The sequence below is a fragment of the Kribbella sp. NPDC026611 genome, assembly GCF_040638345.1.
Lineage (GTDB): Bacteria > Actinomycetota > Actinomycetes > Propionibacteriales > Kribbellaceae > Kribbella.
In genome coordinates this window covers 1-25,014 of sequence record NZ_JBEZYC010000002.1, presented here as the reverse complement: position 1 = coordinate 25,014, position 25,014 = coordinate 1, and the positions used below count along the sequence as shown (strand labels likewise).

16 protein-coding genes are annotated in these 25,014 nt (G+C 68.8%); 10 read left to right on the top strand and 6 right to left on the bottom strand.

Annotation, left to right across the window (positions count from 1 at the left end; translation table 11 throughout):
- Positions 1-55: 55 nt before the first annotated feature.
- The 6 genes from AB0E69_RS06290 (at position 56) to AB0E69_RS06265 (ending at position 4,654) form a co-directional block, all read left to right on the top strand.
- Positions 56-1,258, top strand: a complete 1,203-nt coding sequence (locus AB0E69_RS06290; protein ID WP_360140492.1) for a phosphoglycerate kinase — start codon at positions 56-58, stop codon at positions 1,256-1,258.
- Between the two features lie 6 nt (positions 1,259-1,264).
- Complete coding sequence (gene tpiA / locus AB0E69_RS06285; RefSeq protein ID WP_360140489.1) at positions 1,265-2,077, top strand: triose-phosphate isomerase; 813 nt, start codon at positions 1,265-1,267, stop codon at positions 2,075-2,077.
- Positions 2,074-2,307 (top strand): preprotein translocase subunit SecG, encoded by a 234-nt coding sequence (gene secG, locus AB0E69_RS06280; RefSeq protein WP_360140486.1) that lies wholly within the window; start codon positions 2,074-2,076, stop codon positions 2,305-2,307. The genes tpiA and secG overlap by 4 nt, the downstream gene beginning before the upstream one ends.
- Before the next feature lie 15 nt (positions 2,308-2,322).
- Complete coding sequence (locus AB0E69_RS06275) at positions 2,323-2,682, top strand: RNA polymerase-binding protein RbpA (RefSeq protein ID WP_360140483.1); 360 nt, start codon at positions 2,323-2,325, stop codon at positions 2,680-2,682.
- A gap of 87 nt (positions 2,683-2,769) precedes the next feature.
- A complete protein-coding gene (locus AB0E69_RS06270) occupies positions 2,770-3,756 on the top strand; it encodes an SMP-30/gluconolactonase/LRE family protein (protein ID WP_360140480.1) in 987 nt (328 codons plus the stop codon).
- A 43-nt stretch (positions 3,757-3,799) separates the two neighbouring features.
- On the top strand, positions 3,800-4,654 hold the full coding sequence (locus AB0E69_RS06265) for an LLM class flavin-dependent oxidoreductase (protein WP_360140477.1): 855 nt from the start codon (positions 3,800-3,802) through the stop codon (positions 4,652-4,654).
- 86 nt (positions 4,655-4,740) lie between these two features.
- Here AB0E69_RS06265 and AB0E69_RS06260 read toward each other — a convergent pair whose 3' ends face one another.
- Positions 4,741-4,944, bottom strand: a complete 204-nt coding sequence (locus AB0E69_RS06260; RefSeq protein WP_134100749.1) for a cold-shock protein — start codon at positions 4,942-4,944, stop codon at positions 4,741-4,743.
- Between the two features lie 421 nt (positions 4,945-5,365).
- Between AB0E69_RS06260 and AB0E69_RS06255 the strand changes: the two genes are divergently transcribed.
- The gene (locus AB0E69_RS06255) at positions 5,366-5,641 is read left to right on the top strand and encodes a protealysin inhibitor emfourin (protein ID WP_360140474.1); all 276 of its coding nucleotides are present in this window, start codon (positions 5,366-5,368) and stop codon (positions 5,639-5,641) included.
- On the opposite strand, the gene AB0E69_RS06250 is transcribed toward AB0E69_RS06255, so the two are convergent.
- The 3 genes from AB0E69_RS06250 to AB0E69_RS06240 are packed head-to-tail and all read right to left on the bottom strand — an operon-like array spanning position 5,638 to position 9,096.
- Positions 5,638-7,092: a beta-N-acetylhexosaminidase gene (locus tag AB0E69_RS06250; RefSeq protein WP_360140471.1), complete on the bottom strand. Its 1,455-nt coding sequence runs from the start codon at positions 7,090-7,092 to the stop codon at positions 5,638-5,640. The two genes, AB0E69_RS06255 and AB0E69_RS06250, sit on opposite strands and share 4 nt — an antisense overlap.
- Before the next feature lie 53 nt (positions 7,093-7,145).
- Complete coding sequence (locus AB0E69_RS06245) at positions 7,146-7,919, bottom strand: fructosamine kinase family protein (protein ID WP_360140468.1); 774 nt, start codon at positions 7,917-7,919, stop codon at positions 7,146-7,148.
- Positions 7,879-9,096, bottom strand: coding sequence for an MFS transporter (locus AB0E69_RS06240; RefSeq protein ID WP_360140465.1), 1,218 nt, complete (start codon positions 9,094-9,096; stop codon positions 7,879-7,881). Before AB0E69_RS06240 ends, AB0E69_RS06245 begins: the two co-directional genes overlap by 41 nt.
- A gap of 49 nt (positions 9,097-9,145) precedes the next feature.
- Between AB0E69_RS06240 and AB0E69_RS06235 the strand changes: the two genes are divergently transcribed.
- A complete protein-coding gene (locus AB0E69_RS06235) occupies positions 9,146-9,817 on the top strand; it encodes a CGNR zinc finger domain-containing protein (protein ID WP_360140462.1) in 672 nt (223 codons plus the stop codon).
- A 183-nt stretch (positions 9,818-10,000) separates the two neighbouring features.
- Positions 10,001-10,414 (top strand): VOC family protein, encoded by a 414-nt coding sequence (locus AB0E69_RS06230; protein ID WP_360140459.1) that lies wholly within the window; start codon positions 10,001-10,003, stop codon positions 10,412-10,414.
- A gap of 65 nt (positions 10,415-10,479) precedes the next feature.
- Here AB0E69_RS06230 and hrpA read toward each other — a convergent pair whose 3' ends face one another.
- Complete coding sequence (gene hrpA, locus AB0E69_RS06225; protein ID WP_360142992.1) at positions 10,480-14,412, bottom strand: ATP-dependent RNA helicase HrpA; 3,933 nt, start codon at positions 14,410-14,412, stop codon at positions 10,480-10,482.
- A gap of 178 nt (positions 14,413-14,590) precedes the next feature.
- Entirely contained in the window at positions 14,591-18,610 is a 4,020-nt protein-coding gene (locus AB0E69_RS06220) for an RICIN domain-containing protein (RefSeq protein ID WP_360140456.1), read from the bottom strand.
- Between the two features lie 241 nt (positions 18,611-18,851).
- Between AB0E69_RS06220 and AB0E69_RS06215 the strand changes: the two genes are divergently transcribed.
- Positions 18,852-25,013 (top strand): RHS repeat-associated core domain-containing protein, encoded by a 6,162-nt coding sequence (locus AB0E69_RS06215; RefSeq protein WP_360140453.1) that lies wholly within the window; start codon positions 18,852-18,854, stop codon positions 25,011-25,013.
- Position 25,014 lies beyond the last annotated feature (1 nt).

The window sequence follows — 25,014 nt, the reverse complement described above, 5'->3', positions numbered from 1 at the left end:
GCACCCGCAAAGGTGCCGGCGCAGGCTTCACGCTTGAGTTGAGGAAAGCTGAACTGTGAAGACCATCGAAGATCTGGGTGACCTGGCCGGGATGCGGGTGCTGGTCCGGTCCGACCTGAACGTGCCGCTCAAGGACGGCGTGATCGGCGACGACGGCCGGATCCGCGCCTCGCTGCCGACGCTGGTCCAGCTGGCCAAGGCCGGCGCCAAGGTGATCGTCACCGCGCACCTCGGCCGCCCGAAGGGCAAGCCGAACCCGGAGTTCACCCTGGCCCCGGTGGCGAAGCGGCTCGGCGAGCTGCTGCAGCCCGAGGGCATCACCGTGCACTTCGCCACCGACCTCACCGGCGAGAGCGCCCAGGAGTCGGTGCAGGACCTCGACGAGGGCGAAGTACTGCTGCTCGAGAACGTGCGGTACGACCCGCGCGAGGAGAGCAAGGACGACGAGCAGCGCGAGGCGCTGGCCGAGGAGCTGGCCGCGCTGGCCGACGTCTTCGTCAGCGACGGCTTCGGTGTCGTGCACCGCAAGCAGGCGAGCGTGTACGACGTCGCTCGCAAGCTGCCGCACGCGGCCGGTGGCCTGGTGCTGGCCGAGGTCGACGTACTGAAGAAGCTCACCGAAAACCCCGAGCGGCCGTACGTCGTGGTCCTCGGTGGCGCGAAGGTCTCGGACAAGCTGGCGGTGATCGACAACCTGCTGGCCAAGGCCGACAAGCTGCTGATCGGTGGCGGCATGGTCTTCACCTTCCTCAAGGCCCAGGGCCACGAGGTCGGCAAGAGCCTGCTCGAGGACGACCAGCTGGACACGGTCAAGGGCTACCTGGAGACCGCGAAGTCCAAGGGCGTCGAGATCGTGCTGCCGACCGACATCGTGGTCGCGCCCGAGTTCAAGGCGGACTCTCCGGCCACGGTGGTCGCGGCCGACGCGATTCCCGCCGACCAGCTCGGTCTGGACATCGGCCCGGACTCCGGCAAGGCCTTCGCCGCCGAGATCGCCGGCGCGAAGACCGTGTTCTGGAACGGTCCGATGGGGGTCTTCGAGATGGCCGCGTTCGCGGGCGGAACGAAGGCTGTCGCGCAGGCGTTGACCGAGGTGGATGGCCTGAGCGTCGTCGGTGGCGGTGACTCGGCAGCCGCGGTGCGGCAGCTAGGCTTCGCGGACGACGCGTTCGGTCACATCTCCACCGGTGGTGGCGCGTCGCTCGAGTACCTGGAGGGCAAAGAGCTCCCGGGTCTCGCCGTACTGGAAGAGGACTGACGACTCATGGCTGACCCGACAGCTGCCCGCACGCCGTTGATGGCGGGCAACTGGAAGATGAACCTCAACCACGTCGAGGCTGTGCACCTGCTGCAGAAGCTGTCGTGGACCCTGCAGGACAAGAAGCACGACTTCGAGCGCGTCGAGGTGGCGGTGCTCCCGCCGTTCACCGACATCCGCAGCGTGCAGACGCTGGTCGACGGCGACCGGATGAAGATCAGGTACGGCGCCCAGGACCTGTCGACGCACGACTCCGGCGCGTACACCGGTGAGATCTCCGCGGCGATGCTGACCAAGCTCGGCTGTACGTACGTGCTGACCGGTCACTCCGAGCGCCGGCAGTACCACAACGAGACCGACGACGTCGTCAACGCCAAGACCGCGAAGGCGCTCGAGGCGGGCCTGATCCCGATCGTCTGCGTGGGCGAGGGGCTGGAGATCCGCAAGGCCGACGGTCACGTCGCGCACTGTGTCGGTCAGATCGACGCCGCGCTCGCCGGGATCAAGCCGGACGACGTCCGCAAGCTCGTCATCGCGTACGAACCGGTCTGGGCGATCGGCACCGGCGAGGTGGCCACGCCGGAGGACGCGCAGGAGGTGATCGCCGCGATCCGGGGCCGGATCGAGGAGACGATCTCACCCTCGGTCGCCGACTCGGTACGGATTCTTTACGGTGGATCGGTGAAGATGGCCAGTGCAGGTGGCATCATGGCCCAACCGGATGTCGACGGCTGTCTGGTCGGGGGCGCCAGCCTCCAGGCCGACGAGTTCGCCGGCATCTGCCGTTACCTGGACCTTCAGTTAGGCTACTCCTCGTGAAACTCGCGTTCTCCATCGTCGTGATCGTCTGCAGCCTGATGCTCACGCTGCTCGTGCTGCTGCACAAAGGCCGTGGTGGCGGTCTGTCCGACCTGTTCGGTGGTGGGGTGTCGTCCAGCCTGGGCGGTTCCTCGGTCGCCGAGCGGAACCTGGACCGGATCACGATCGGTATCGGTCTGGTCTGGTTCGCTGCCATCGTCGCGCTCGGCCTGCTGTACAAGCTCGGCTGAGGGGGAGTAGATCCCGTGGCTGGTGGTGGCAGTGCGATTCGTGGCAGCCGGGTCGGTGCCGGCCCGATGGGCGAGGCGGAGCGCGGCGACACCGCGCCCCGGCAGCGCATCGTGTTCTTCTGTGCGAACGGGCACGAGACCGCGACCTGGTTCGCGGTCGAGGCAGCGATCCCGGAGGCGTGGGACTGTCCACGGTGCGGTCTGCCGACCAGCACCGATGTGAACAACCCGCCCCCGCCGCCGAAGATCGAGCCCTACAAGACCCACCTGGCCTATGTGAAGGAGCGCCGCTCCGAGCAGGAGGCACAGGAGATCCTCGAGGAGGCCCTCGAGAAGCTCCGCGCCCGCCGCGCGCGGGGCGAGGTCATCTTCTAGCCGTACGCCGTCGCAGCCCGGACCGTCTCCCGGTCCGGGCTGTTCCGTTGTGTGACCCCCTGGACGCAGCGCGCTAAGGTCTCCCGCATGACGTCGATCTCGCCGGTTCGCTGGACACCGCCGCCCGCCCCGCCGGAGCGGCACCCGCTGAACGTCCAGGTGGACGTGGTGGCGTTGCCGGGGGAGGGCCCCGAGGACACGCTGATCGACGCGGATGGGAGCGTCCTGACCGGGTTGTACGACGGACGCATCCTGCGAGTCAGCGCGGACGGTACGACGATCCGTACACTCGCCGACACCGGCGGACGGCCGCTCGGGCTGGAGTGGCTCCCGGACGGCAAGGTGCTGATCTGCGACGCGCACCGCGGCCTGCTCACCCTCGACCAGGACGGCCGGATCGCCACGTTGCTGGACGAGATCGACGGCCGGCCGATGCGGTTCTGCAACAACGCCGACGTGACCGAGGACGGCACGATCTACTTCACCGACTCGTCCACCCGGTTCGGCATCGACGAGTGGATGGCCGACCTGCTCGAGCACTCCACCACGGGCAGCGTCTACCGGCTCACCCCGGACGGCAAGGTGACCCAGTTGGCCACGGACCGCGCCTTCCCGAACGGCGTGGCGCTCAGCGGCGATCGCCGTACCTTGTTCTGGGCCGAGACGGCGACGTACGGGCTGTACAAGCTGGACGTGACCGTGGACGGCATGGACGGTGCGGAGCCGGTGCAGGTCGCGTCGATCCCGGGGCTGCCGGACAACATCGCGCGCGGGTCGGACGGGCTGATCTGGGTCGCGGTCGGCTCGCCACGCAACGCCGTACTGGACTTCCTGCTGCCGAAGCAGCCGGTGTTCCGCAAGCTCGTCTGGTCGTTGCCGGACGCCCTGAAGCCGAAGGCCGCGGACATCATCGAGATCCAGGCGTACGACGAGGACGGGACGCTGGTGCACGACCTGCGGGCCAAGCACCCGGGCTTCCACATGCCGACCGGTGTCCGCGAGCGCGACGGCAAGGTCTGGCTGGGATCGATCGGCACGAGCTCGCTGGCGAGCTTCCCGACACCGTCGCGCTGACCGCCCAGACCTGACCGCCCCGCCCGGCGGCTAGGGTGCGGGCATGCGTTTCGGAATCGCGATCCTGCCCGAGTACCGCTGGCGCGACGCCGCACCGCGGTGGCGGCGGGCCGAGGAGTACGGCTTCGACCATGCCTGGACCTACGACCACCTGACCTGGAGCGGCCTGCAGGACTCGCCCTGGTACGGGACGACGCCGACGCTGACGGCGGCCGCGATGGTCACCTCGACGATCAGGCTCGGCACGTTCGTCACTTCGCCGAACTTCCGGCACCCGCTCGCGCTGACCCGCGACATCCTCGCGATCGACGACGTGTCCGACGGCCGATTCGTCTGCGGCATCGGCGCCGGCGGCAGCCTGGACGCGACCATCCAGGGCGGCCCGGACCTGACACCGCGCGAGAAGCAGGACCGCTTCCAGGAGTTCGTGCACCTGCTGGACACGTTGCTGACCACGGACGGCGTCGACTTCAAGGGCGAGTACTTCGAGACCCGCAACGGCCGGACGCTCCCCGGCTGCGTCCAGAAGCCGCGTGTCCCGCTCGTCCTGGCCGGCAACGGCCCGCGGTCGCTGAAGTTCGCTGCGAAGCACGGCGACGGCTGGATGACCACCGGTGGCGACAAGACCAGCCTCGACACCTGGTTCGCCTCGCTCGCCGAGCTCAGCCACCGCCTGGACGACCTGCTCGAGGGCCGCCACCTCGACCGCTACCTCTCGATGGACAACGCGCTCTACGCCCTCTCCAGCCCCGAGGCCTTCGAGGAGATCGCCGGCCGCGCGGCAGCCCTCGGCTTCACCGACCTCATCACCCACTGGCCCCGCGCCGAGGGCGTGTACGGCGGCTCGGAGGACGTCCTGGAGAAGGTTGCCGCCGAGGTCATCCCGCGTCTGCGCTAGGGCGCCGTGCCCGGAACGACGAAAGAGCCACACACCCTGCGGTGTGTGGCTCCTTCAAGTGTCGTGCTGGAAGGGTGATCCGAGGATCAGATCGCGCGGATGTTCTCCGCCTGCAGACCCTTCTGGCCCTGGGTGATCTCGAACTCGACCCGCTGGTTCTCGTCCAGCGAGCGGAAGCCCGACATCTGGATGGCGGAGTAGTGCGCGAACACGTCCGCGCCACCGTCATCCGGGGTGATGAAGCCGAAGCCCTTGTCAGCGTTGAACCACTTGACAGTACCGACAGCCATTTGTCTATCTCCTCGATGGCTATTAACAATCCGTGACCCACACCTCATGAGCCACGCGTCGCCGAAAGGCCCCAGACGACAGACCGGCCATGCAGCACAGCAAAAGTCAGGGAGTCCAAAACTGCAACGCCATAACTGTAGCCGTTCTGGCGCCCTTTGGTAGGGGTGACCACAAACACGTGTCGCACATTGTCAGGGCGCGTTACTCTCCGTGTCCGGCCTGTTTCGCTCCTGGAGGCGCCGCTCCGGAACCGGAAATCCCGCGCCGACCTGCTGATTCGCACCCGCTGAGCGGGTCCGGGACGATGGCAACGAAAGACAACGACCGGTACGCCGGGTGATGGACGCTCGAATCCGATCGATAGCTTCGGCGTGTCGCGCGGGTCTGGACAGTCTCGAAGGCAGGGGGCAGGGTGAGGGCGTGATCGTCACCGTGACCCGCACCGGCGGCTTCGCCGGGCTGACAACGCAGGGCTCGCTCGACACCAGTGCGGAGGGAGACGCGGACCGGCTCGAGGCCGCCGTACAGGCGTTGAGCGGCAAGGACCTGGGGACCGGGCGGCCGCAGCCGGACCGGTACGTCTACAAGCTGGAGGTGCGTGACGCCGCCGACAGCGACGCCACGCACCACACCGTGGCCGAGCAGGACGTCGACGAGACGACCGCGTGGCTGCTCGACCGGGTGCTGAGCAGCTAGCGCCAGTCGATCTCAGGGGCGCGGTAGAAGTTCACACCGAGCACCTCCCACCGGGAACCCTGCTCAGCCAGGCGATCGCGGTACGACGCCCAGTCCAGCGCGGACTCCGCAGACCAGCCGAGCTCTGCGATCCCGGGCAGCCGCGGGAACACCAGGTACTCGATCTTGCTCACGTCATCGACCGTCTCGGTCCACAGGGGCGCCTCGACGCCGTCGATCGCGCTGGCCGGTACGCCTGGGACCAGAGTCGCCGGGTTCCAGCTGTAGGACTGCTCCACGCTGACCAGACCGGCCCAGTCGAGGCCCAGCGGGGTCTCGGCGTCGTACTTCATGTCCAGGTAGGACCTGTTCGCCGGTGACAGCACCAGCGTCGCGCCCTGCTCTACCGCCTTCTGCGCGAGCACCTGGGCCTTCGGGTCCTCGGTGCCCCAGTACTGCACCACAGAGCCGGCCGGCAGCGGCCCGTCGGCGACCTCGTGCCAGCCCATGACCCGCTTGCCGTGCTTCACGACCAGCTCGGTCGCCTTGGCCACGAAGGTCAGGTACTCGCTGTGCTCGGTCGAGTGGGCCTCGTCTCCACCAAGGTGCAGGAGGTCGCCCGGCGTCTGCTCAGCCACCTCCCGGAACACGTCGTCCAGGAACTCGTAGGTGACGTCCTTGTCGATGGTGAACGAGCTGAAGCCCACCTCGGTCTCGGTGTAGAGGCTCGGCGGAAGGTCACCCTTGTTCAGCTCGGGGTACGACGACAGCGCCGCGTTGGTGTGCCCCGGGGTGTCGATCTCGGGTACGACGGTGATGTACCGGTCGGAGGCGTACTGGACGAGCTCGGCGTACTCCGCCTTGGTGTAGTAGCCACCCTCCCCACCGCCGACCTGCGTGCTGCCGCCGTGCTCGGTCAGGTTGGGCCACGAGTCGACCTGGATCCGCCAGCCCTGGTCGTCGGACAGGTGCAGGTGCAGGTGGTTGACCTTGTAGAGCGAGATCAGGTCGATGACGTGCTTCACCTGGTCGAGGGTGAAGAAGTGCCGGGAGACGTCGAGCATCATGCCGCGGTAGCTGTACCGCGGCGAGTCGGTGATCGTCGTACCGGTGACCTCCCACGGGCCTTCCTGTGGGCTGTCGGCGTGTGCCTTGGCGGGCAGGAGCTGGCGGAGGGTCGTGACGCCGCGGAAGACGCCCTCGGAGGTCGCGGCGGTGATCGTCACGCCGTCGGTGTCGGCCCGCAGTTCGTAGCCCTCGGCACCGAGTTCGTCCGGCCCGTTCTGGGCCAGCGTGATCGTGCCGGCGCCGTCCTGGACCGGCAGCGCGAAGCCGGTCGAGCGCCGGAGCTGGGTGGCCAGCTGCTCGGCGATCTGCTGGAGGGCCGGGCCGGCGGCACCGATGGTGGCGTCGGACGCCAGGGCGAAGGTCTGGTCAGCGAGCGCCTGGTGCGCCGTGGGCTGCGGGATCATGATCGAAAGTGTTCGTGGGCTACGAGATCAGGTCAAGAGCTTTCAGAAGAGTCTCATCCATATTTGTGCGCCATCGCGATCGCTTGTGGCACGTAGCTACCGCCGAACATCACTACGTGAGTGAGGAGCGGGTGCAGCCGGTGCAGTCCGGTCCGCTCGCGCCAGCCGTCCGTGAGCGGGTGCGCCTCGTCGTACGCACGCAGTACCCGCTCCAGCTGTGGCAGGCCGAAGAGACCGAGCATGGCCAGATCGGTCTCGCGATGACCGCCATGGGCCGCCGGGTCGATCAGGTGGACGCCGTCGGTGGCCCAGAGGACGTTGCCCGACCACAGGTCGCCGTGGATACGGCACGGCTGGTCCGACGGGTCGTCGTACGTCCCTGCCTCCAGGCGGGTGCAGACACGCTCGAAGACGTGCAGCTGGTGACCGTCGATAGTGCCGTGGTTGTAGGCGGCCCGCAGGTACGGCCGCAGCCGCAGGTTGGCGTAGAACTCGCCCCACGCTTTGACCGGCTCCAGTGCGTGCGGCAGACCGATCGTCCCGATGTAACCGTCGCCGTCCCACCCGTCAGGTGGTACGCCGAAGTGCCGGGCGCCGGCGTCGTGAGTCACGACCAGCCGGCGCCCAAATTCGTCTGCTGCGGTACCTGTGGGTGGAGCACTCTCCAGGTGTTGCGTGCTCAGGTGCGTGGGAGAGACGTCGAGCACCTCGGCCACAGGCACCCCACCGGGCACTGCGAGCCATCGCAACCCCGCCGCCTCGACCTCGAAGAACCCCGTGGGCGCGTCATGCCGCCTCTTCACAAACCTGTCGTCCAGACCGGTCATGGTTTGACTCTGCCACCTGGAGGCGACGGCGAGCCAGCAACGGCTCGCCGAGCATGATCAGCGCCGCGAGCGCCGTCAGTAGACCGCCGACCAGCGCCACGCTGCGGACCGTGGTGTGGTCGATCAGTGCGCCGCCGACGAAAGCACCAGCGGCGATGCCGACGTTGAAGGCCGAGCTGGTGCCGGCGGAGGCGACGTCGGTGCTGCCTGGGGCGACCTGCAGCGTCCTGCTCTGGACAGCGACCGCGAGACCGCTGAAAGACATCCCGACAACGGCGATGAGCAGGATGGTTGCCACTCGGAGCTCGCCCAGCGCGAAGAGGCCGAGCAATCCGACGGTGATGGCGCCCAGCGGTACGACCATGGCTCCCCAGGGATAGCGGTCGAGGAGGCGGCCGACGATCAACGTGCCAAGGAAGCCGCCCGCGCCGCTGGCGACGAGCGCCGGGCCCAGCGCCTGCGACGAGAAGCCGGTGATGTCCAGCAGGAACGGCGTGACGTAGGTGTTGAACGTCAGGAAGCCGGTCACGCCGATCGCCGAGGCGGTGAGCAGCACGACGTACCGGCGGACGTCTGGTGCGCTGCCCCGACGCGACGGGCTGTCCGGTACGTCGGTGTGCGGCAGCAGGACGACGATGCCCGCGCAGGCCGCGGCTCCGAGGCCGGCCATGACGATGAACGGCACGCGCCACCCCGCCTGTTCGCCCAGCCAGGTGCCCAGCGGAATGCCCAGGATCGGCGCGAGCGCGGTCCCGATGGCCAGGCGAGCTACGACCCTGCCACGCAGCTCCGGTGCGAAGAGGCCGGTCGCTATCGGTGGCGCAATCGCCCAGAAGAGCGCCTGGGAGAGCGCTATGACCAGTCGTGCACCGAAGAGGACCTCGTACGACGGTGCTGCTGCCGACAGGGCCGTTGCCACCGTGACGACCCCCAGCGTGCCGCCGAGCACCAGCCGGCGGGGAAGGTGCTGAGTCAGCCGGGCGAGGGGGATGGAGGCGAGCACGACGACAGCGGCGTACCCGGTGACGAGGAGGCCGACCTGCGACCTGGAGCGGCCGAGGTCGTCGGCCATCACGGTCAGCAGACCGATCGGTAGCACCTCGATCGTGACGAAGGAGAACGTCGAGACGCCGAGGAACACCAGGGCAGCGGTGGCTCGGCGGGACGAGATGTGCATGGATTCACCTGATCCCAGTGAAATGTCTGATGGTGGTAGCCTCTCATCCATGACCGACAGTTCTCGTGCGGAATTCCGCATCGTGGGCGGGCATCCCGCGCTCGACCTGGTGAACACGGTCAGCCCGCGGATCCGGGGTGGTGCCGGGCAGCACGACTACCTCACCACGCCGGCCGAGCTGCTGGCCTGGAGCCGGCGGATCGAGCTCATCGATCTCCGGGACTTCAGCGCCGTCGAGGGCACCTGGCGGCCCGCGCCGGAGCTGGCCGAGAAGGCGCTCCGGGCGACGCTCGACATCCGCGAGGCGACGTACGACGTCCTGGCGTCGCGGGCCGGTGGCGCGGTGGTGGCGCCGGACGGGGTGAAGCGCAGCCAGGGCACGGCCTTCGAGCGGTTGATGCTGCGGTGGTCGGCAGCCGCGGCGCGCTCGATGCTGATCCCCGCCGAGGATCGGACGCACGGCGTCGCCGACCTCGTGGTCGGGACGTCGCCGGCACAGCTGATCCCGGACCGGCTGGTGGTCGCCGCGGTCGAGTTGGTGCGGACCGTCGAGGTCCGGCAGCTGCGGGCCTGCCCGATCGCCGAGGGCGGCTGCGGGTGGCTGTTCCTGGATCGCAGCCGGAACGGTTCGCGGCGTTGGTGCGCGATGGAGGACTGCGGGACGCGGGTCAAGATCCGCAAGCTCGGCGAGCGCCGCCGCGCTACCGCCGTACCCAGCTGATACCGGTAGCGCGATCGAACCTGCACAGTCAGCGATCGGCTCACCTGGCGAGAACGCGTGTCGAAAGGTGCGAACTGTCCCCGGGACCTGTCATCGTAGGCGGCCGGGCCTTCCGACACGACGGGCCTGGCCGGGTCTGCCCGGACTGAGGAGCAGGCCGACATATGAGGAGCTGGAGGACAGATGACGCAGGTGGCAGAGCAGCCGGGCAGTACTGCCGGGCGGCTCGGCTCGGTGGTGCTGGACTGCCCGGACCCACTTGAGCTCGCCCAGTTCTACTCGGCGCTGCTGGGTCTGGACATCGACGAGAACGGTGACGACGACTGGCGGAGCCTGACCGGCCCCGGCTCGTCGCTCGGGTTCTCGACGCTGGCCTTCCGGCGCTCGGAGGAGTACGTGCCGGCCACGTGGCCCGGCGCGGGGCCCGATCTGCATCTCGACCTGATCGTCGAGGACCTCTCCAGCGGCCACGCCACCGTGGTCGCGCTCGGAGCCGAACCGCTCGACCCGCTGGACCCACCACCGGCTGAGATCCACCGCGGCTGGCGGATCTACGCCGATCCGGCGGGACACCCGTTCCGGATCTGCCTCGAGTAAACACAGCGGTCAGCCCGCCCCGGATCCATCGGGGCGGGCTTTGCTGTGCCATCAGCCTTCGCGGCTCAGGCGTCCGCGAGCGCTCGCCGGATCCGTTTCTCGGAGACGGGGTACGGGGTGCCGAGGGTTTGGGCGAAGAGGCTGACGCGGAGTTCCTCGAGCATCCAGCGGACCTCGAGGAGTTCGGGGCTGGGGTACTTGCCGGTCGGGACGGCGCGCAGGCGCTTCTGGTACTCGTCGGTGAGGGTCTGGACGACTGCCATGCCGGAGCGGTCGCGGGCCGCGTTCGCGCCGAGCTTGTCCAGGCGCTGCTCCATCCCACGCAGGTAGCGGGCCAAGTCCGGCAACCGTCTCGCACCGGCCTCGGTGATGAAGCCGGGGTGGACGAGACCCTCGAGCTGGCCACGCACATCGGACAGCGCCGCGATCAGGGCCGGCGAGGACGCCCGCGAGATCTGCTTGTCCACGGTCCGGGCATAGGCCAGGACGGTCTCGACCTGCTGGAGGATCGTCAGCACGGTGTCCGCGAGCTCCGACCGTACGGCGTCCCGCAGGATCGCGAACGCGGTCAGGTTCCACGCCGGCCCACCGGCCGCGGCCATCAACTGGTCGACGGCCGCCCCGATCGCATCGTCCAGCAATTCACCTACGTTGCGGTGCGGACCGGCCATCAGCGTCATCTTCTGCTGATTGGTCAGGTGCCGCTGCACGACGTCGATCACGGACGGCATCGTCAGCAACAGCAGCCGGCGCGTGCCCGCCCACATCGCGGCGGCCTGATCGCGCTCGGTCTCCTGCAGCCGGATCGCCACCGTCTTGCCCTCGTCGACCAGCGCCGGGTAGCCCGCGACAGTCAGACCGTTGCGGTGCTCGGAGAAGCTGCGTGGCAGGTCACCGAAGGTCCAGTCGGTCAGCCCGGCCTTCTCCAGACCGCTCACCGCCTTGGACGCGACCTGCGAGATCGCGGCCGTCGTCTTCGGCTTCAGCCGCTCCTTGAGCTTGGCGAGATCCTTGCCCTCGGCCACCGTCTTGCGATTGTCGTCCTCGACCCGGAACGTCATCCGCAGGTGCTCCGGCACCCGGCTCCAGTCCCAGTCGCCCGGCTCGATCACGACACCACGCAGGTCGCGCAGTGCGCGGGCCATCGCGTCCGTCAGCGGTCCGGACGCCGGGTCGAGCTGCGGGAGGATCTGCCGGGCGTGATCCGGCGCCGGCACGATGTTCCGCCGTACCGCCTTGGGCAGTGACTTGATCAGGGTCGTGACCAGCTCCTCGCGGAAGCCGGGCACGGTCCACTCGAAGCCGTCGGCGGACACCTGGTTGAGGACCAGCAGTGGGATGTGGACGGTGACGCCGTCCGCGTCGGTGCCCGGCTCGAACGCGTACGTGAGGTCGAAGGTCATCCCGTTCTGCATCCAGTGCAGCGGGAACTCCTCCTCGCGGACCTCGGCGCCCTCGCGGACGATCAGTGAGCGCTCGAAGTCGAGCAGGTCGTGGTCGCGCTGCCGCGCCGTCTTCCACCAGGTGTCGAAGTGCCGTCCGGTGACGACCTCGGCGCCGATCCGCTCGTCGTAGAACGCGAACAGCGTCTCGTCGTCGACCAGCAGGTCGCGCCGCCGGGTCCGCTCCTCGAGCTCCTCGACCTCTTCGATCAGCTTGCGGTTCTCGTGGAAGAACTTGTGGTGCGTGTCCCAGTCGCCCTCGACCAGCGCGTGCCGGATGAACAGCTCGCGGGACACCTCCGGGTCGACCTTGCCGTAGTTCACCTTGCGCCGGGCCACGATCGGTACGCCGTACAGCGTGACCTTCTCGTAGGCCATCACGGCACCGGCCTTGCGCTCCCAGTGCGGCTCGGAGTACGACCGTTTGATCAGGTGCGGCGCGAGGTCCTCGGCCCACTCGGGCTCGATCTTCGCGTTCACCCGCGCCCACAGCCGGGACGTCTCGACCAGCTCGGCGGCCATCACGAACTGCGGCGGCTTCTTGAACAGCCCGGAGCCGGGGAAGATCGCGAACTTGGTGCCGCGGGCACCGATGTACTGGTGCTGGTTCGCCGGGTCCTTCATCCCGAGGTGGCTGAGCAGTCCGGACATCAGCGCGATGTGCACGGTCTGCGGGTCGGCCGGCGCGCCGCTGTTGAGCTTCACGCCGATCTGGGACGCGACCTGGCGGAGCTGCGCGTAGATGTCCTGCCACTCGCGGACCCGGAGGTAGTTGAGGTACTCGCTGCGGCACATCCGGCGGAACTGATTGCCGGAGAGCTCCTTCTGCTGCTTCTTCAGGTACGCCCACAGGTTGAGGTAGCCGAGGAAGTCGCTGTTCGGATCGCGGAACCGGGCGTGCTGCTGGGTCGCCTGCGCCTCGGCGTCCGTGGGACGCTCACGCGGGTCCTGGATCGAGAGCGCCGCCGCGATCACCATCACCTCACGGACACTGGCGTGCTTGTCCGCCTCGACGATCATCCGGGCCAGCCGCGGGTCCAGCGGGATCTGGGCGAGCTGCCGGCCGATCGGGGTGAGCCGGCCGCCCTTCGGGGTCTCGATCGCGCCCAGCTCGGTGAGCAGCTGCAGGCCGTCGGTGATGCTGCGCTTGTCCGGCTCGTCGATGAACGGGAACGCGGCGATGTCGCCGAGGCCGATCGCGGTCATCTGCAGGATGACCGAGGCGAGGTTGGTGCGCAGGATCTCCGGGTCGGTGAACTCGGGGCGGCTCTCGAAGTCCTCCTCGGAGTACAGCCGGATGCAAATGCCGTCGCTGGTCCGGCCGCTGCGGCCCTTGCGCTGGTTGGCGCTGGCCTGCGAGACGGGCTCGATCGGCAGGTGCTGGACCTTGGTGCGGTGGCTGTACCGCGAGATGCGCGCCGTACCGGGGTCGATGACGTACTTGATGCCGGGGACGGTCAGTGACGTCTCGGCGACGTTGGTGGCGAGGACGATGCGGCGGGTCGAGTGCGGCTGGAAGACGCGGTGCTGCTCGGCGTTCGAGAGCCGGGCGTAGAGGGGGAGTACTTCGACGGCACCCGGCCGGCCACGTTGCGCGGCGTACTTGTCGTTGAGCGCGTCGGCGGTGTCGCGGATCTCGCGCTCGCCGCTGAGGAAGACGAGAACGTCGCCGTCGGCCTCGTACTCGAGCTCGTCGACGGCGTCCAGGATGGCCTGGGTCTGGTCGCGGTCGATCGTGCTCGGGTCGTCCGGGTCGTTGATCGGGCGGTACCGGACCTCGACCGGGTACGTGCGGCCGGAGACCTCGACGATCGGGGCCGGGGTGCCGTTCGCGTCGGCGAAGTGCGCGGCGAAGCGCTCGGGGTCGATCGTCGCCGAGGTGATGATCACCTTGAGATCGGGGCGGCGGGGGAGGAGGCGCTTGAGGTAGCCGAGGATGAAGTCGATGTTCAGGCTGCGCTCGTGCGCCTCGTCGATGATGAGTGTGTCGTACCGGGTCAGGTCGCGGTCGCGCTGCAGCTCGTTGAGCAGGATGCCGTCCGTCATCAGCTTCACCAGCGAGCGCTCGCTCACCTTGTCGGTGAACCGTACGGCGAACCCGATCGTCTCGCCGAGCTCCGTGCCCAGCTCGTCGGCGATCCGCTCGGCGACCGTACGGGCCGCCAGCCGCCGGGGCTGGGTGTGACCGATCATCCCGCGCACACCGCGGCCGAGCTCGAGACAGATCTTCGGGATCTGGGTCGTCTTTCCCGATCCGGTCTCACCGGCGACGACCACGACCTGGTGGTCCCGGATCGCGGCCGCGATCTCGTCCTTGAGCTGACTGACCGGCAGCTCTTCCGGGTACGTGATGTCCGGCACGGATTCCCGCCGTACCTCGACCCGCTGCTCGGCCTGCTCGACCGCGCCGATCACCCCACGTAGCGCCTGCGCCCGCTTCTCCCCGTCCGGCGTCCGCCGGACCCGCTCCAGCCGCCGCCCGAGCTGCTCCCGGTCATAAACCGACACCTGCTCCAGCCGAGCCACAACCTCGTTGAGACTGGGCTCGGAGTTGATCTGACCGGTCGCCGGCTGTTCCGTGGAACGCCTGCGGGGGCCACGGCGGCGCGGCCGGCGGTGCTTGCCGGCTGGGTCCTGGATGGGAGCTGGGGTTGGACTCGGGGACTCGGTCCGGGCATCAGGCATAACCCGACCAGTTTAGGCGGCCGACCCCAACCCCTCACCCGGATTACGGCTAGCGCTCCAGGTGCCACCGCTGGCAGGGACCGTTCCAGTACGGCCAGACGATCGGGCTCACCCCACGGGCGTCGACGCACCCGGCCGCGTCCAGGGTCTTGCCGGTGTCGGCCTGCTGGATGGTGACGCTTCCGTCGACCGCTGGTTCGACCCGCCAGCGCTGGCACTCGGAGGCATCGATGCCGAGCGTGATGACAGTGGCGGCATTGGCCCGGGAGCAGCCCAGGACCTGGAGCGCGGTGTTCGAGTTGAGGTCCACGATCTGGTAGATGTCGTCACCGAGCGGCCGGAAGTCCCAGTGCTGGCACTTGCTGCCGCTGACCAGGTCCCACAGCCGGAGCCCCGCTGACACCGTGCAATCCTTGACGTCGAGTACGAAACCACCTGGGAGCATGCTGCGTACGGCGTACTGCCCGCTCAGCTGCGGGGTGTTCAGCGCCGCACGCAGCACCCACTGCTGCGTCGTACGGGTGTTGTCGCACGGCATCTGCAGCAGTGCCGCACCGTTTCCTGCGGCCGGGTTGGTGATCTCGGCGCACTTGTCGCTGTGGGCGAACCGGAGCCGGACGACAGTGTCGTAGCTGGTGCCCTCGACGTAGTCCAGGAGCACCTGCTGGTTCGCTGTACCGGCGCACTGCCACTGGACGATCGGGGTGTTGTCCGCGGTGCTCTGGTTCCCGACGTCCATACAGCGCGGCTTACCGTCGGCCGGAGCGACCCGCTCGTGCACCATCTGGATCTGGTACTGGTCGGTGCCACTGGTCGGTACGATGCGGAAGCGTTGGTGCAGCCCGCCGAAGCAGTCCCATTGCTGGATGACCGCAGGGTCGGTCTGGCTCGCGCCGGCCACCTCGACGCACCGTCCGGTGTTCCGCGAGACCAGCTCGTACGTGCGTGGCTCGATGTCGACCCGTGGTGCGGTGCTCGCGCCCACGGCCGTCTCCCGCCACACCGATGCCGGTGCTGCGAACGACGTACCGGTCGAGCGTAGGTCGAACACCTCGCGGCCGCCGCCGTCAAGGGCAGTGACCAGGGCGGCGTCCGCCAGCTTGTCGCCGTTGTGGTCGCCCACCGACAACGTGGTACGGATTGCATCGAACTTGCCGGTCTCGTGCCACCACTCGCTCGCGGTGAGCGCTGTACCGGCCGAGCGAAGGACACGCAGCGAGGTGTCGGTGCCGGTGGTGCCGTTGTCGTAGAGCGCGACGATGTCGTCCTTGCCGTCCCCGTCCACGTCGCCCACGGCGGCGTGAGCCCGGTCGGCACAGAACGCCCCGGCCCCGCTGTCGAAGACCGTCACCGCTGCGGAGAACGCCGTACCGGTCGAGCGGTAGAGGTCCGCTGCGGTGCGGCACCCACCGAGGTCCTTCAGGACCACCAGATCGTCCTTGCCATCACCGTCCACGTCGGCGATCACCGGCCGGCTGCGACTCCATGCACCGGATCCGGCCGCGGTCTGCAGCCACTGGACCGGCGCGGCGAGGTTGCTGCCGGGGTAGACGAGCGTCCTCCAGTTCCCGTTGCCCGAGTCGAGTTGTACGACGATGTCGTCGCGGTGATCGCCGTCGAGATCACCGGACGCGACGTGAGCCGTGCTGATGCTCCAGGCGGCACCGTCGCTACGCCAGACCGGCTGCACCTGCAGGTCGTACCTGTTCCCCTCCGACTTGGCCAGGTAGATCGCGACCTGCCGCCCGGCCTCGTCGTGAACGAACGCCTGGTCGGAGCGCCCGTCACCGGTGAAGTCGCCCTGGATCGGCAGCGTCCGGGACAGCGGGAAGCCGCCGTTGACACCGCTGGCCCAAGACCTCGTTCCGGTGCCGAAGCCGGTGGGAGTCGCCGCGACGTTCCAGATCCCGGTCTCCCCGGCTCCCTGGTCGACGACGGCGGCGACGTCCGCGAGCCCGTCACCGTTGACGTCGCCGCGGGTGGTGGAGACCGGCGGAGCATGGTCGGTCTTGGCGATCAGGCTCCAGCGCGCGATGCTGCTCGCGTTACCGGCCTGGTCCAGCGCCTGGACGTACAGCGTTCGCGTCGGCAGCGGGTCCGGGTTCACGGTCACCGGCAGCTGGGCCGAACCGTTGGCCGCGGCCTTGATCTGCAAGGTCATCTTGTCGGACGAGAACCCGTAGCGGTACCCGACGACGTCGGTCGCACCGGCCGCCGGCGTCAACGTGATCACGCCGACCGTGCGGATCTGGATCCCGGCCGACCCGTTCGGGAAGGCGGTGCTGCTGAGCACCGGCGTACCGGGCGGAGTGCGGTCGATCCGGAAGTAGCACCGCGGGCTCGCCGGACCGAACTCCACCCCGTCATCGGCGACGCCGTCGTTGCTGGCGGCCGAGTAGTAATAGGTGACGTCGTCGGACAGCGTCCCCGGTGGCACGGCCGACCAGCTGAACGCCGCGCCCGAGCTGGTCGGGCCCGCGTCGAGCTGGTACTGCAGACCGTCATCGGCGGCGCGGTGGATCTCGAGCCGATTCAGGATCGCGTCGCCGTCCGGGTCGCTACCGACCGCCGCGAACGACGGTTCGGCGGTGCGGATCATCGTCGGCGCGGACGCGGTACCGCACGGCTGCGGCTCGGTGAAGTTCACCTTGAGTGGCATCCGGGCCGGGTTGTTGTAGTCGACGGCGATCGACGCCGTCCCGCCGACGAACTTCTTCCACTGGTTCTGATCGGTCTCGGAATCCGCCCGCAGGCCGAAGCCGATGCTCCCCAGCCGCTGGTCGGCGGCGCTCTGCACCACCGCGAGCAGCTTGTCGCCGGCAAAACCCATCGACTGGTTCGGTTCCCCGCCGCGGGTCCACGCGTGGCCGCTCTCGGTGTCGAGCCACTGCAGCCAGTGGTTGGCCGTGCTGTTCCACGTGACGTCCTCGGAGCGGCTGATCGAGCGGGTCTGCCACAGCTGCACGGGTGTCGGTGTGCTGGTCGGAGTGTGGTCGAGCTCGATGGTGAACCGCGCCCTGATCACGCGCGCCCCGGCGATCGGGGCGGTGTTCAGCTGGAACAGTGACCGGTACATGTGCGGCGGGTCCTGGTATGCCGCACCGACCTTGGCGCCCTCCGCACGGTCGAAGTTCCAGTACGACGTGGTGACCGCGGCCCTGTTCACGTGGGTCCACAGGTCGCCCGCGGATCCGGTCCAGGACGGGTCGATGGAGACGGGATACGCCACGTCCGGGGCGGTCAGCAGACGCTCGTCGGGTCGCAGTACCAGCCGGCCGTGATCGAGTGTCGTCCCGACCTTCGCCTGGTGGCTGGGTGTCCCGTCGGGGGTGGTCCGGCGATCCCACATCAGCGCTGTGCCGGAGGTGAATACCGGCCTGCCACGGGAGTCGCTGCCGACCATCGAGCTGCCGGTGGTGGACGACACCTTCAGCCCGTCGCCCACCAGGCCGAACGCGATCGAGCGCAGCGCCGGATTCCTCGCGGCGGTGGCGTTCTTCACCACCAGCAGGTGCGAGAAGCCGCTGGTCTCCGCCCGGACCAGCAGGTCGACGCCCGGGAACACCTCGCGGTACGTCGCGGTCGCACCATCCAGCACCGGTCTCGGCAACGCGGTGGGCCAGCTCAGCCGGATCTGTCGGCCGGCCGTACCCAAGGTGACCAACGGCGATCGTGAACCGCCGCCGGAGAGGGTCAACGGCTGCGAGGTCGCAGCCGGCCGGACTGTCCCGTCGGCCTGGAACGCGAGCGTCGGATCGACGGCGACCCAGCCCGATCCGCGCCGTACCCGGACCGGCTCGACGTGCTGGACCAGGGTGTGGTGACCGTCCGGATTCACGAAGACCTGGGCGGTTTCGGTCCGGTCTGCCATCAGCTCGACGGGCTTGCCGGTCCGCGCGGCCTCGGCCTGCAACGGGTCCGCGGCGGACGCCGAAGCCGGCCCTGCCGACTGGGAGCGGGGGACCGACGCGGAAGGGCGCGCCACGGCAGGTAGGGCGGCAGGCAGTGCGGCGGGGAGCAGGAGAACCGCAGCCAGAGCGAGTCGGGCGGTGGTGGCCGGTCTGGGCATGGCGCCTCCAGCGAATGGGCGGACAGCGCCACGGTCGCACGGCCGATCGTCGGCTGAAACACCGTCGGCCAAACCCGGAGAGGCCATTCGAGCCGGGTGGAAACGATTGCCCACCGGAAGTAGTGCGCTCAGCTTGAGAAAAGACCGGCTTTGACTCGGGAGGTCCGCCATGTTTGGTCGTGCGCGCAGGTCCGACGCCCCGCGGTTCCGTGCAGCGCTCGCTACGTTGGTAGCAGCCAGCTTGTTCGTCAGTACGCCGCAGTTGCACGCACAGGCCGCCCCGAAACCGGATCCCCGGAAGACGGCCTGGCATCCCAGCAAGGACAAGGCCGTGCCGGTGAAGGCCGTCCTGCCCGTCCCCCGGGGCGCGGACCCGGACGATCGATGGGCGGTGCAGACCCACGGCCCCGCCACCTGGCCGGCCGCCGGGCGGGCCGAGGTCCAGGTACCGCGACCGGCCGCGCCGCGGACCGACTGGCAGGGACTGGTGACCGGTCGTCCGGCGCGCGATCCCGGTCCGGCGGCGACTGCGGGCAAGCTTCCGGTCGCGATCGGCCCGGCCACGGCGGCGAACCTGGACGCGGCCCGGTCGGCGCTGAGCACGCCGGCCAAGATCGAGGTCGAGCTGGTCGGTCGCGTCGGCGATCAGCTGCGGTTGCGGCTCCGGCGTACCGACGGGATCGTTGCCGCCGGCAAAGTCTCGTTGCGGGTCGACTACTCGGGCTTTGCGGGGACGTTCGGTGGTGACTGGGCGACTCGGCTGAAGGTCGTCCGATGCGCGACGGCGGACTGCCTCGGCGTACCGGTTGCTACCCGCAACGACGGCAGTGGCAGCCTGTCCGCCGACGTGCCGGTGTCGGCCGCCGCGACGCAGTTCGCGGTCGCGGCCGGGCCTTCCGGACCGGCCGGCGACTCGACGAGTACGTCGCTGAACCCGTCGGCGACCTGGCAGGCCGGTGGCTCTTCCGGTGACTTCACCTGGAACTACCCGATGAAAGCTTCGCCCGGCGTGGGCGGCCCGTCGCCCGATATCGCACTGACCTATTCGTCGGGCAGTGTCGACGGCCGGACGACCACGGCCAACAGCCAGTCCAGCTGGGTCGGCGCGGGCTTCGAACTGACACCCGGCGGTTCGATCGAGCGCCGGTACGCCTCGTGTGCGGCCAAGTCCCAGCAGGACGGCAACAACGGCACGACGCCGGTCGGCGACCTGTGCTGGGCGACCGACAATGCGACCTTCGCCCTCAACGGTGCGGGCGGTGAACTGGTTCGTGACGACGCGACGCTGAAGTGGCATCCGCGCAACGACGACGGGGTCACGGTCGAGAAGCTGACCGGGAAGGCGAACGGGGATGCCGGTCCCGATACCGGCGACGGCGCCAAGGGCGAGGCCTGGCTGCTCACCGACCGCGCCGGGACGAAGTACTACTTCGGTCTGAACAACCTGCCCGGCTCGGCCGTCGCGACGAACTCGGTCTGGACGGTCCCGGTCTTCGGCAACAACCCGAAGGAGCCCTGCAACCAGGCCACCTTCGCGGCCTCGTCGTGCCAGCAGGCCTACAAGTGGAACCTCGACTATGTGGTCGACACGCACGGCAACACGATGCGCTACTTCTACGACGTCGAGACCAACAACTACGGCCGGGCCGGGTCGAAGACCCTGGTCAGCCGTTACACCCGGGCCGGCAACATCCGCACCATCGAGTACGGGCAGCGCGAGGGGACCGGGCTCGGCACCGACAAGCCGGTCGCGCGGGTCTCGTTCACGACCGAGGAGCGCTGCACGAAGACGTCTGCCTGTGCGCCGGCCGACTACGTGGACACGCCGCTGGACCAGCAGTGCCTGGACGGTGCGACCAGTTGCTCGAACCTCTACCCGACGTTCTGGACCAAGCACCGGCTCGCGAAGGTGACCAGCGAGGTGGACCGCGGTGCTGGTCTCGTTCCGGTGACCAGCTGGACGCCACGGTACGGCTGGCTGACTCCGGGCGACGGGCGGAGTCCACTGCTCTGGCTGCAAGGCATCACGCAGACAGGTCTGGTCGGTGGTACGAAGGCCGTGCCGGAGCTTGCGTTCGACGCGGTGATGAAGGCCAACCGGATCGTCGGCCCGAACGACGGCCTGCCGGCGATGTACTGGCCGCGGATCCGCACGATCACGTACGGCACCGGCGGGCAGGTGACCGTGAGCTACAACGATCCCGACTGCAGCCTGCCCGGCAACGTGCCCGCGCCCGACACGAACGGCAAGCGCTGCCACCCGATCAAGTGGACGCCTGACGGTCAGGCCGAGCGGCAGGACTGGTTCGGCAAGTACGTCGTCAGCTCGGTGACCGAGTCGGACCAGGTCAGCGGGATCACCCCGGTGGTCACGACGTACAGCTACCCGCGGCCGCCGGCCTGGCGGTACGACGAGGAGGACGGGCTGGTCGAGGTCGGCCAGAAGACCTGGTCGCAGTGGCGCGGCTATGACCAGGTCACCGTGACCAAGGGCGACGACTCCGGCCCGAAGACCGTCACTCGGAGCACGTTCTTCCGTGGCATGGACGGCGACAAGCTGGCCGCCGGTGGGACCAAGAGCGTGCAGGTCACGGACTCGGCCGGCGGCACCTGGACCGACAGCAACGCGCTGGCCGGGATGGCGCGCGAGCAGACGACGTACAGCGGTGCGACCGTGGTCACCCGGTCGATCACCGACCCCTGGATGTCGGCGGCGACCGCGACCCGGGTGCGGTCGTGGGGGACCACGCAGGCGTTCCAGATCCAGGAGCAGGCGGTCAACGAGGCGCAGGCGGTCGGCTCGGGCTGGCGCAAGACGTCCTCGCGGAACGAGTACGACGCGACCGGCCGGCTGCAGTGGACGAGTGACAAGGGCGACGAGGCGTCGACCACCGACGACACCTGCACCCGGTACGAGTACTACTCGAACCCGGCCCGCGGCATCGTCGACGTGCCGAGCCGCAAGCAGGTAGTCGATGTGGCGTGCGACCAGACCTGGACGAAGAACGACGTCGTCTCGGACGAGAAGCAGACCTTCGACGCGCAGACCGGCGATCAGCTCAGCCTGCAGCGGCTGTCCGGCTTCGACAGTGCGAACAAGGAGATCTACCAGACCGTCGCGACCACGACCTACGACGACTACGGACGGCCGAAGGTGACGACCGACGCCGCGAACAAGCAGACGACGATCACCTACACGCCCGCGGCCGGTGCGGTCACGCAGACCGCGGCGAAGCAGCCGAACGGTCTCGTCACCAGCAGCGTGCTGGACCCTGCCTGGGGCGAGGAAGTCGCGACCGTGGACGAGGGCAACCGCAGGACCGACACGGTCCGCGACCCGCTCGGCCGGGTGCAGTCGACCTTCCTGCCCGGTCAGGATCGGAACGGAACGCCTAACATCCGTTACGAGTACACCGACAGCGCCGGCAAGCCGTCCGTCACCAAGATGAGCGTGCTCCAGGCCGACGGATCGGTGGGTGACACGTACCAGTTGCTCGACGGCCTCGGACGGGTCCGGCAGACGCAGAAGCCGTCCGCGGACGGCGTCGGCTGGGTGATCAGCGACTACATCTACGACTCGCGCGGGCTGCGCAGCCAGGAGAACGGGCCGTACTACGTGGAGTCCCGGCCGTCGAGCGGTCTCGCGGTCGCGCCTTTGCAGGTCAGCGACGTCGACGCCCAGAAGGTCACGCAGTACGACGACCGCGGCCTGCCGAGCACCGAGCGCTTCTACGTCGCGGGCGTGCTGAAGTGGAGCACCACGCACTCGAACGCCACCGGCGTCGAGACGATCGACCCGCCGACGGGCGAGCAGGCCACGACCCGGATCACCGACGCCAAGGGCCGGCTGACCGAGCTGCGCCAGTACCGCGGCGACAGCCCGACCGGGACGTACGACGCGACGAAGTACAGCTACTGGCCGAGCGGCAAGCTGGCCACCGTCATGGATGCCGCGGGCAACAAGTGGCAGTACGACTACGACGTGCGTGGCCGGAAGGTCCAGGACACCGAACCCGATCGGGGCGTGACGAAGTACACCTACGACGATCTCGACCGGATGACGTCGTCGCTGGACGGCCGGGGTGTCAAGTTGTCGTTCACCTACGACGACGGCGGTCGCCGCACCGGCGAGTACCTCGGAGAGGTGGCCGACGGCAAGCTGCTCGCCGACTGGAAGTACGACACGCTCAAGCCGGGGTCGCTGACCAGCTCGACCCGCTACGTGAACGGTACGCCGTACACCGTGCGGATGACCGGGTACGACGACCGCGGCAAGCCGACCGGAACCGAGCTGGTGATTCCGTCGGCCGAAGGCGGGCTGGCGAAGACGTACACGACGTCGACGACGTACACCGCCGACGGGCAGGAGGCCACGGTCAAGCTGCCGGCCGTCGGTGGGCTCCCCGAGGAGACGCTGACGACGACGTACACCGCCCAGAACCAGCCGTACTCGCTCACCGGCGCGGACGACTACGTGATCGACAGCAAGTACACGCCGTACGGCGAGCTGTCGGAGCTCTCACTCACGGCCGGCTCGAACTGGCTGCAACAGCAGTTCGAGTACGAGCAGGGCACCCGGCGGCTGGCCCGGAGCGGTGTGATCACCCCGAACGAGCTGGTCCAGGACGTTGCCTACAGCTACGACGCGGCCGGGAACATCACGAAGATCAAGGACACTGCGGGCGCGTCGGAGGGCTCGGCGACCGACATCCAGTGCTTCGGCTACGACCAGTCGCGGCAGCTCACCCAAGCCTGGTCGCCGAAGGCCGACGACTGCACCACGCTGCCGACGACGGCCGCGCTCGGCGGTCCGGCTCCCTACTGGCACAGCTGGACCTTCGACGCCGTTGGCAACCGCAAGACCGAGACCCGGAGGACAGCAGCCGGGACGACGACGAGCACCTACACCTACTCGACCGGCAAACCGCACCAGGTCTCGCAGGTCGCGGTGAACGGACCTGGCGTGAACCGGACCGACTCGTACGGGTACAACCAGGCCGGGCAGCAGACGACGGCGCCCGGCCAGACGCTGACGTGGGATGCCGAGGGTCACGTGGACACGGTCACGACGAACGGGAAGCAGACGTCGTACGTCTACGACGCCGACGGCGCCCGGTTGCTCCGCCGCGACAGTACCGGTACCACGCTGTACTTCGGTCAGACCGAGTTGCTGCTGCGACCGGACGGGACGCAGGTCGGGACCCGCTACTACACGTTCGGCGGCTCGCTGATCGCGGTGCGCACCGGCGCCAAGCTGAGCTGGGTCGCCACCGACCACCACGGCACGGTCAACCTGACCGTGGACACCGCGACGCTCGTGGTGCAGCGCCGGCGGACGACGCCGTACGGCGAGGTTCGCGGGGCGGCTCCGACCGCGTGGCCCGGGGAGCACGGGTTCGTCGGCGGGGTCGAGGACTCGACCGGCCTGGTGCATCTCGGGGCCCGGGAGTACAACCCGGCGCTGGGAAAGTTCATCTCGGTGGACCCGGTGGTGGATACCGAGGACCCGCAGCAGCTGAACCCCTACGCGTACGCCAACAACAGCCCGGTGACGTTCTCGGACGCGGACGGCCAGCGGTTCGTGCTGGACACCGTGACGCAGCTGAAGATCGTCGTCCGGGCGATTACCAAGCGCATCGTCGAGTACAAGCGCGAGGTGATCAAGCTGACCGCGCGGGTCCTGGTGTCCGGTGCGATGGCGGCGATGGCGATGGCGCTCGGCAACTTCGCCCTCGCCGCGTCGCTGTGGGTGACGAGGACGTACTACCAGGTCCAGATCAAACGGATCGTCCGGATCGTCACCGAGCTGGTCAAAGAGGTGATCCGAGTGACCCGCGTCGTCCGCCGCTTCGACCCCACGGGCGGCGTCGACGAGGAGGTCCGCAAGGCGATCAGCGCCGCTCAGGACGTCTGGAAGATCGCTGAGATCACGAAGGAGAGTGCGAACATCCCACCCAAGCGGGACCCGGTGATGCTGACCAACAACACGTTGAGCTGGCTGGACAGATTCCTCAAGTCCGGCTGGGGCAACGATCCGTTCATGCACTACGAGCAGGACGGGCCACAGGACCTTCCATGGGACAAGGGGTGGTACTTCGGCGGTGGGATGGCCGTCGTCGGGGGCTTGGCCGGAGGTGCAAGTCTCGGCGGAGCGTTCGCGGGCGGTCTTGTCGGTGTCGTCGGCTGGGCGGCGTGGAACGACGTGCATGACAAGCAGGGAAACGCGCACTGGCTGCGGATCATCCCCTGGGCGACCACTCCGGGCCCGTTCCTGGCCATCAAATGGTGGGGCCAGGGCCTGATCAAGGGGCTGCTCCTGCAACAGGGCCCGTACAAGATCGTCGTCCACGGCCCGTCAGACGCGTCACACCCGAGATCGGTTGGGAATGGGTCCGCAGAATGAT

Excerpts from the sequence above, each read along its gene's own strand:
- tpiA (WP_360140489.1), top strand. The coding sequence starts at position 1,265 with ATGGCTGACCCGACAGCTGCCCGCACGCCGTTGATGGCGGGCAACTGG.
- AB0E69_RS06270 (WP_360140480.1), top strand. The coding sequence starts at position 2,770 with ATGACGTCGATCTCGCCGGTTCGCTGGACACCGCCGCCCGCCCCGCCG.
- AB0E69_RS06265 (WP_360140477.1), top strand. The coding sequence starts at position 3,800 with ATGCGTTTCGGAATCGCGATCCTGCCCGAGTACCGCTGGCGCGACGCC.
- AB0E69_RS06260 (WP_134100749.1), bottom strand. The coding sequence starts at position 4,944 with ATGGCTGTCGGTACTGTCAAGTGGTTCAACGCTGACAAGGGCTTCGGC.
- AB0E69_RS06250 (WP_360140471.1), bottom strand. The coding sequence starts at position 7,092 with ATGATCCCGCAGCCCACGGCGCACCAGGCGCTCGCTGACCAGACCTTC.
- AB0E69_RS06245 (WP_360140468.1), bottom strand. The coding sequence starts at position 7,919 with ATGACCGGTCTGGACGACAGGTTTGTGAAGAGGCGGCATGACGCGCCC.
- AB0E69_RS06240 (WP_360140465.1), bottom strand. The coding sequence starts at position 9,096 with ATGCACATCTCGTCCCGCCGAGCCACCGCTGCCCTGGTGTTCCTCGGC.
- AB0E69_RS06235 (WP_360140462.1), top strand. The coding sequence starts at position 9,146 with ATGACCGACAGTTCTCGTGCGGAATTCCGCATCGTGGGCGGGCATCCC.
- AB0E69_RS06230 (WP_360140459.1), top strand. The coding sequence starts at position 10,001 with ATGACGCAGGTGGCAGAGCAGCCGGGCAGTACTGCCGGGCGGCTCGGC.
- AB0E69_RS06220 (WP_360140456.1), bottom strand. The coding sequence starts at position 18,610 with ATGCCCAGACCGGCCACCACCGCCCGACTCGCTCTGGCTGCGGTTCTC.